The sequence below is a fragment of the Pseudomonas sp. HMSC057H01 genome, from assembly GCF_001836405.1.
In the GTDB taxonomy this organism is placed as follows: Bacteria; Pseudomonadota; Gammaproteobacteria; order Pseudomonadales; family Pseudomonadaceae; genus Pseudomonas; species Pseudomonas aeruginosa.
The window spans coordinates 21,418-27,749 of record NZ_KV828460.1; the positions used below are offsets into that span (position 1 = coordinate 21,418).

At 66.4% G+C, this 6,332-nt stretch carries 9 protein-coding genes; 2 read left to right on the forward strand and 7 right to left on the reverse strand.

Annotated elements, in window-relative coordinates; genetic code table 11:
• Positions 1 to 26: 26 nt before the first annotated feature.
• Positions 27 to 407 carry a VOC family protein gene (locus tag HMPREF2581_RS13215; protein WP_003110435.1) on the reverse strand — a complete coding sequence of 127 codons (381 nt, stop codon included), beginning with the start codon at positions 405 to 407 and terminating at the stop codon, positions 27 to 29.
• 246 nt (positions 408 to 653) lie between these two features.
• On the opposite strand from HMPREF2581_RS13215, the gene HMPREF2581_RS13220 reads away from it, so the two are divergent.
• A complete protein-coding gene (locus HMPREF2581_RS13220; RefSeq protein ID WP_003087637.1) occupies positions 654 to 1,115 on the forward strand; it encodes a bacteriohemerythrin in 462 nt (153 codons plus the stop codon).
• Positions 1,116 to 1,179: 64 nt separating this feature from the next.
• On the opposite strand, the gene folE is transcribed toward HMPREF2581_RS13220, so the two are convergent.
• The 4 genes from folE to HMPREF2581_RS13240 form a co-directional block, all read right to left on the reverse strand.
• Positions 1,180 to 1,725: a GTP cyclohydrolase I FolE gene (gene folE, locus HMPREF2581_RS13225; RefSeq protein WP_003087639.1), complete on the reverse strand. Its 546-nt coding sequence runs from the start codon at positions 1,723 to 1,725 to the stop codon at positions 1,180 to 1,182.
• Positions 1,726 to 1,802: 77 nt separating this feature from the next.
• Positions 1,803 to 2,360, reverse strand: coding sequence for a Smr/MutS family protein (locus HMPREF2581_RS13230; protein ID WP_003140076.1), 558 nt, complete (start codon positions 2,358 to 2,360; stop codon positions 1,803 to 1,805).
• A 56-nt stretch (positions 2,361 to 2,416) separates the two neighbouring features.
• Positions 2,417 to 2,737 (reverse strand): hypothetical protein, encoded by a 321-nt coding sequence (locus tag HMPREF2581_RS13235; RefSeq protein WP_003140075.1) that lies wholly within the window; start codon positions 2,735 to 2,737, stop codon positions 2,417 to 2,419.
• A gap of 172 nt (positions 2,738 to 2,909) precedes the next feature.
• Positions 2,910 to 3,506, reverse strand: a complete 597-nt coding sequence (locus tag HMPREF2581_RS13240; protein WP_003140074.1) for a cysteine hydrolase family protein — start codon at positions 3,504 to 3,506, stop codon at positions 2,910 to 2,912.
• 170 nt (positions 3,507 to 3,676) lie between these two features.
• Here HMPREF2581_RS13240 and prmB point away from each other — a divergent pair, with 170 nt between their 5' ends.
• A complete protein-coding gene (gene prmB, locus HMPREF2581_RS13245) occupies positions 3,677 to 4,591 on the forward strand; it encodes a 50S ribosomal protein L3 N(5)-glutamine methyltransferase (protein ID WP_003087648.1) in 915 nt (304 codons plus the stop codon).
• A 24-nt stretch (positions 4,592 to 4,615) separates the two neighbouring features.
• On the opposite strand, the gene HMPREF2581_RS13250 is transcribed toward prmB, so the two are convergent.
• Both HMPREF2581_RS13250 and HMPREF2581_RS13255 read right to left on the reverse strand, forming a co-directional pair.
• Positions 4,616 to 5,395: a hypothetical protein gene (locus HMPREF2581_RS13250; RefSeq protein ID WP_003087649.1), complete on the reverse strand. Its 780-nt coding sequence runs from the start codon at positions 5,393 to 5,395 to the stop codon at positions 4,616 to 4,618.
• 77 nt (positions 5,396 to 5,472) lie between these two features.
• The coding region (locus HMPREF2581_RS13255) for an alpha/beta hydrolase (protein WP_070867344.1) at positions 5,473 to 6,332 on the reverse strand (860 nt) is incomplete at its 5' end.

Below are 6,332 nucleotides of genomic sequence, written 5' to 3' on the forward strand. Positions count from 1 at the left end.
CCGGCGGCGCTCGGTTTGCAGGACCTCTACGGCCGCTCTCCGCAAGCGCTCTGCAGGGCGATACGATTGCCTTCGCTGTCCCTGATCTCGGCGATGAACACGCCGTCGCCAAGCGGCGTCTTCGGGAAGAGGATTTCGCTGCCTTCGCCGAGGGCCCGGGCAAGGACGACATCCAGGTCCGCGACATTCAGGTAGATGATCGCCCCATGTAGCGTAGGCACGTAGACGTCGCCCTCGGCGAGTGCGCCGCTGGCACCGTCACGGCCTTCCTCGAAGGGGAAATGCGCCATTCTGCTTCCGTGCAGGGTGGCTACCTCGCCGAACGCCACTCCGAACACCGAGGCGTAGAAACGCATCGCCCTCTCCAGGTCGGACACCGGTATTTCCACGTGCGCGATCAGGTTCATTTCCTTCCTGTCCTGTCGGGACCACTGGTGACGCCGCTTTCCGGCGACGATGGCGGATGTTCAGCCGCGCGAAACCGAGCGGATCGAGCGGGCATGCCGCCGCGAGGGGGGGCGAATGAATTCATGCGAAATTCATTAACATCTTGTCCCGCTTGACCGGCGTCAATACCCGTACTGCGTCACAAAAATACCCTGGCCCCAGGCCGTTCGGAAAGGCCGTTCGCTGTTCGCTTGGGGGAAGTCATCATGGCGCATCTGGTCTGGCAGGATGACCTGAATACCGGTATTCAGGTCATCGACAATCAACACAAACGCATCGTCGAGATGATCAATCACCTGCACGACGCCCAGCAAGGCAAGGAACACGCGGCGATCGCCGAGGTGATCGAGGAGCTGGTGGACTACACGCTGTCGCACTTCGCCTTCGAGGAAACCCTGATGGAGGATGCCGGCTACCAGTTTTCCCGGGCGCACAAGAAGATCCACGAGCTGTTCATCCGCCGGGTCTCCGAATACCGGGTGCGCTTCCAGGCCGGCGAGGATGTCGGCGACGAACTCAAGGGCTTGCTCTCGCGCTGGCTGTTCAACCACATCCGCAACGACGACGCCGGTTACGTGGATGCGGTACGCCACAGCATGTCCGAACTGGTCAAGGACAAGAGCGAGGGCGGTTGGTTGTCGCGCTCGATGAAGCGCTTCTTCGGCTGATCGCCGGGGAGGGAAACGCAAAACCGGCCCAGAGGGGCCGGTTCTTTCGCCAGCGGACCTGGCCTCAGCGGATCAGGCTGAGGAATTCGCTGCGGGTGGCGGCGTTGTCGCGGAATTCGCCGAGCATCACCGAAGTGACCATGGACGAGTTCTGCTTCTCCACGCCGCGCATCATCATGCACATGTGCTGGGCCTGGATCACCACCGCGACGCCGAGGGCGCCGGTGACCTGCTGAACCGCCTCGGCGATCTGCCGGCTCATGTTCTCCTGGATCTGCAGGCGGCGGGCGTACATGTCGACGATCCGCGCGACCTTCGACAGGCCGAGCACCTTGCCGTTCGGAATATAGGCCACGTGGGCCTTGCCGATGAAGGGCAGCAGGTGGTGCTCGCAGAGCGAGTACAGCTCGATGTCCTTGACCAATACCATTTCGCTGTTGTCGGAGCTGAACAGGGCACCGTTGACGACTTCTTCCAGGCTCTGTTGGTAGCCGCGGCACAGGTACTTCATGGCCTTGGCGGCACGCTTGGGCGTGTCCAGCAGACCTTCGCGGTTAACGTCCTCGCCGAGCTGGGTGAGGATCGAGGAGTAGTGTTGTTCCAGGGACATGAGCGTTCCAGTCAGACGATTACCAGCGCGGAGGGTAGGACGTCGCCGGGCCGCTGGCAAGACTCGGCGCTTGCCGGCTACTCGTCGCGGCCTTCGAGCATGGTCCTGCGCAGCATCACGTAGGCCGAGCCGGTGCCGCCGTGGCGTGGCAGGCAGGAGGTGAAACCGAGCACCTGCGGGTGTTGGCGCAACCAGGTATTGACGTGGCTTTTCACCAGCGGGCTGCGTCCGTCCTTGCGCGCGGCCTTGCCATGGGTCACGCGCACGCAGCGGATTTCCAGGCGGGTGGCCTCGGCAAGGAAGTCCCACAGCGTCTGCCGGGCCTTCTCCACGCTCATGCCGTGCAGGTCGAGGCTACCGTCGAAGGGCACCAGGCCCTGCTTGAGCTTGCGCAACTGGCTTTCCTGGACGCCGTCGCGGGCCCAGGACAGCTCGTCCTCGGGGCCGACGTCGATGACGAACTGGTCGGACAGGCCGTCGACGCGGATTTCGTCGTTGCGCACGCTGGCATTGAGCTGGCGCTGCTTGAGTTGCTGGCGGTCGTTGCGAGGTTTGCCGGTATCGGCTCGATCGACCGAGATGCGCTTGACGCCGCGCATCTCGCTCTTGAACAGGGAAAAGTCGTCGTCTTGCATGGGAGCCTCCGCGAAGCGGCGCAGTTTACCGGATCGGCCGCACGCCGGCAGCCCGCTCAGTCGCGCTTTTTCATCAGGTTCGGCGACAGGCTCAGGTCGCTGTTGCGGCGGCTGCGGCGGCGGCTGAAACGCCAGAAGAACACGCCGAGGCAGAGCGACAGCAGGCCAAGGGCCAGCAATACGCCGCCGGCGGCGGGTTCGATATGCAGCATGCCGACAGCCGGCTGGCGGCCGATCAAGGCCGAGGTGCCGGCCAGCGACAGCAGCACGCCCAGGCTCGCCACCAGGGCCGCGAACGCCGCCGCCAGGCGCCAGCGCCAGATTCTCGGCCGGCGCGGGCGCAGCCGGCGCGCATCGAAACTATCGGACAGCTTCATCCCGACTTCCTCGTGTGTCATCGGGGCTAGGACCGGAACCTTCCGGCCGGGTTCCCGGATTCCCGGGAGCCGTGGGCAAACCGTGCGCCACTCGTCTTCTCGCCGCAAGCCATGGCCCTGCAGGCAGACTAGTCCTCCGCAGGGCGGGACGGGAGGGCGGCTGGATGGGCGGTCAGAGCAGTTCCCGGGCCTGGGCGACGATCGCCGCGAAGTTGTCGCCGAGGGCGGCGATCTCGGCGCGTTGCAGGTCCGCGGCGCTCAGGACCCCGCCGTTCAGGGTGGGTATGTCGCGGGTGGCGCAGGCGCTGTCGGCGAGGGTGCAGCGGTAGCCGTAGTCCTTGGCCGCGCGCACGGTGGTGCTGACGCTGGAATGGGTCATGAAACCGCAGACGATCAGGTCGAGACGGCCGTGGTTCTGCAGCAGGTCGTGCAGCTCGGTGCCGGAGAAGGCATTGGGCAGGCGTTTCTCCACGACCTTTTCCCCGGCTTCCGGTTGCAGTTCCGGGAGGAACTGGCCGCGCGGACCCTGCGGATCGAACAGGCCACCCTGGATACCCAGGTGGCGCACATGCACGATGGGCGTACCGTTGGCGCGGGCCGCCTGCACCAGCACGCCGATTTCCGCGGCGGCAGCGTCCAGGCCTGGCAGGCTCAGGGCGCCGCTGCGGTACTCTTCCTGGGCATCGATGATCAGCAAGGTGCTCTGCCGAAGGGGGGCTGGCGGGTAGCCGCGTCCGCTGATCTGCAAAAGGGTGAGCGGATGAGGCATGTCACTACTCCTGAGAAGGCACATGCCTTTCATTCTGGCCCCTATCGGCGAGCCTGTGAACCTTTGCCGCATGCGCACTAAAGTGGTATGGACTTCCCGCGCTGGAGGCCAGCTCCGGCGCGATCGGCTAGAATGTCGCCCTTTTGTGCGTTGCGAGGAGCAATTCCGTCATGTCCGAGTCCCGTCTGCTCACCCTGCGCGACTACATCCGCTGGGCTGTCAGCCGTTTCCACGCCGCCGGCCTGTTCTTCGGTCACGGCACCGACAATGCCTGGGACGAGGCGCGCCACCTGGTTCTGGGCTCCCTGCACCTTCCCTGGGAAATTTCTGACAGCTACCTGGATTGTCGCCTGGAAGACGATGAACGCGCCGAGCTGGCGGAGATCCTCCGGCGGCGCATCGAGGAACGGATTCCGGCGGCCTACCTGCTGGGCGAAGCCTGGTTCTGCGGGATTCCCTTCAGCGTCGACGAACGCGTGCTGGTGCCGCGCTCGCCTATCGCCGAACTTATCGAACAGCGCTTCGCGCCCTGGCTGCCGGCCGAGCCGGCGCGAATCCTCGACCTCTGCACCGGTTCCGGCTGCATTGGCATCGCCTGCGCCTATGCGTTCGAGCAGGCGGAGGTGGTGCTCGCCGACCTGTCCTTCGATGCGCTGGAAGTGGCCAACGTCAATATCGAGCGCCACGACCTCGGCGAGCGGGTCTACACCGTCCAGGGCGACGGTTTCGCCGGGCTGCCCGGCCAGCGCTTCGACCTGATCGTGTCCAATCCGCCCTACGTGGATGCCGAGGACTTCGCCGACATGCCGGCGGAGTTCCATCATGAGCCTGAACTCGGCCTGGCCTGCGGTGACGACGGCCTGGACCTGGTGCGACGGATGCTCGCCGAGGCGGCCGACCACCTCAGCGAGAAAGGCCTGCTGATCGTCGAGGTAGGCAACAGCGAGGTCCATGTGCAAGCGCTTTATCCGGAAGTGGACTTCACCTGGCTGGAGTTCGAGCACGGCGGCCACGGGGTGTTCATGCTGTCCGCCGCGCAGTGCCGCGAGCACCGGGAACTGTTCCGTTCGCGCTTGGAAAAGTGATCGGAGGCGGCTGGCGCCGCCGGTTCAGTGAGTGGCGATCCAGATCAGCAGGCCGGCCTGGAACACCGCGAAGGCGGTCAGGCAGGCGATGGTGAAGCGCAAGCTGGTGTCGTCGCGGCGGTAGTGGTTGATGCGCTGTTCCAGTTGGCGGATCTCCGCATCCTGGGCCTGCAGGGTCTGCTCGGCCTGTTCCAGCATCGCCGCGGCGTCCAGCAGCGGCACGATCTGCACCTTGTCCTTGTGCCAATCGCTGTGCAGCTCACTGACCCGGCCGGCGCTGTAGCGGGCCTTGAGCAACCGCTGGTCCTCATAGCTGACGTCGAAGCCCTGGGCGCGGATGAAATGGTCGCGGCGCAGGCGTGCGTCTTCGGTCAGGCCATCCTTCAGCGCCAGTGCGCCGCCTTCCACCTTGTAGTGGGCCCAGCGTCGTTGCGCCCAGGCGATCGCCTGGGCCAGCAGGAAACGGCCCAGCCCGCGGTTCAAGGGTTCCAGGCTGAGCCCGGCGTCCGAACCGAAACGTACTTCCTTGTTGCGATGATCGGCCCAGACCTCCAGCAGGTTCTGCTCCTTGCGCAGCATCAGGCCTGGCACCTGGATGCTCAGGCGCAGCAGGCTCTGGTCCGCGCTGTGCCGTTCGACCCTGCCGAGCTGGACGAAGCGCAGGGGGCGGGCGCCGGTCGCGCGGTCGGTGGGCAGCGGCGCCAGGCGGAGCAGGCGGAAATGCTCCGGCGCCAGTTCGGCCCAGGGGTGCGGCGGTTTCTTCTCGGCTTCTTCTGCGGCCGGTTGGGTATCGCTATCGATCATCGGACATCCTCTGGCCGGCCGCCTTCACGGGCCGGCTTTCAGAACTTGTCGGCGCGGGAAGCGATTTCTGTAGCGGCTCAGCGGCCTTTTTCCGCGTCTGCGCCGCGCAGGATGAAGCGGCTGACCGCCTCGACCAGTTGCCGGGCCAGCGGCAGGTTCGGGTCGTTGTAGGCGGAAAGCTGCTGCAGACCGGTGCTCGGGGCGATCCGCAGGATGTGGTTCATGCCGTCGATGAGCACCAGTTGCGAGTCGGGCTTGGCCCGCTGGAGCGCCTTGGCGTCGGCGACGCCGACCTGGATGTCATTGCGGCCCTGGACGATCAGGGTCGGGATGCGCAGGCGGCCGAACGCGCGGGCCGGGTCTTCGCGGAACAGCGAGATCAGGTACGGCTGCACGCTGGGTCGGAGCAGGCTGGAGAGCGTCGGCGGGATATCGCTGCGGGTCTCGCCGGCCTTCAGCGAAGCCAGCACCGAGTCGGCCTGGCGCAGTTGCGCCGGCGGCAGGCGACCGCGCAGTTGCTCGCGCAACACCCGGTCGATGGGTTGGCCGCTGCCGGCGATGGCGATCAATTCCTCGGCCGGCGTGCGAGGCGCCGCCAGGCTGGCGATCAGCGCGCCTTCGCTATGGCCGACCAGGATCAGCCGGGAGAAGCGCGGGTCGCGGGCCAGCCGCTCGCTCCAGGCGACCACGTCGTCGACATAGACGCCGACGCTGAGGTCTTCCTCGCGCGGCGCCGCCGCCAGGCTGCGGGCGACTCCCCGCTTGTCGTAGCGCACGCTGGCGATTCCGCGTTCGGCCAGGGCCTCGGCGAGACGCAGCAGGTAGCGGTTGTTGCCGCCGAAGGGGTTGTTGCCGTCGCGGTCGGTGGGACCGGAGCCGGCGACCAGCAGGACCACCGGCGGCGGCACGGCGCTGCGCGGCAGCAGCAAGGAGCCGC

Excerpts from the sequence above, each read along its gene's own strand:
- HMPREF2581_RS13230 (WP_003140076.1), bottom strand. The coding sequence starts at position 2,360 with ATGCAAGACGACGACTTTTCCCTGTTCAAGAGCGAGATGCGCGGCGTC.
- HMPREF2581_RS13220 (WP_003087637.1), top strand. The coding sequence starts at position 654 with ATGGCGCATCTGGTCTGGCAGGATGACCTGAATACCGGTATTCAGGTC.
- HMPREF2581_RS13215 (WP_003110435.1), bottom strand. The coding sequence starts at position 407 with ATGAACCTGATCGCGCACGTGGAAATACCGGTGTCCGACCTGGAGAGG.
- folE (WP_003087639.1), bottom strand. The coding sequence starts at position 1,725 with ATGTCCCTGGAACAACACTACTCCTCGATCCTCACCCAGCTCGGCGAG.
- HMPREF2581_RS13240 (WP_003140074.1), bottom strand. The coding sequence starts at position 3,506 with ATGCCTCATCCGCTCACCCTTTTGCAGATCAGCGGACGCGGCTACCCG.
- HMPREF2581_RS13235 (WP_003140075.1), bottom strand. The coding sequence starts at position 2,737 with ATGAAGCTGTCCGATAGTTTCGATGCGCGCCGGCTGCGCCCGCGCCGG.
- prmB (WP_003087648.1), top strand. The coding sequence starts at position 3,677 with ATGTCCGAGTCCCGTCTGCTCACCCTGCGCGACTACATCCGCTGGGCT.
- HMPREF2581_RS13250 (WP_003087649.1), bottom strand. The coding sequence starts at position 5,395 with ATGATCGATAGCGATACCCAACCGGCCGCAGAAGAAGCCGAGAAGAAA.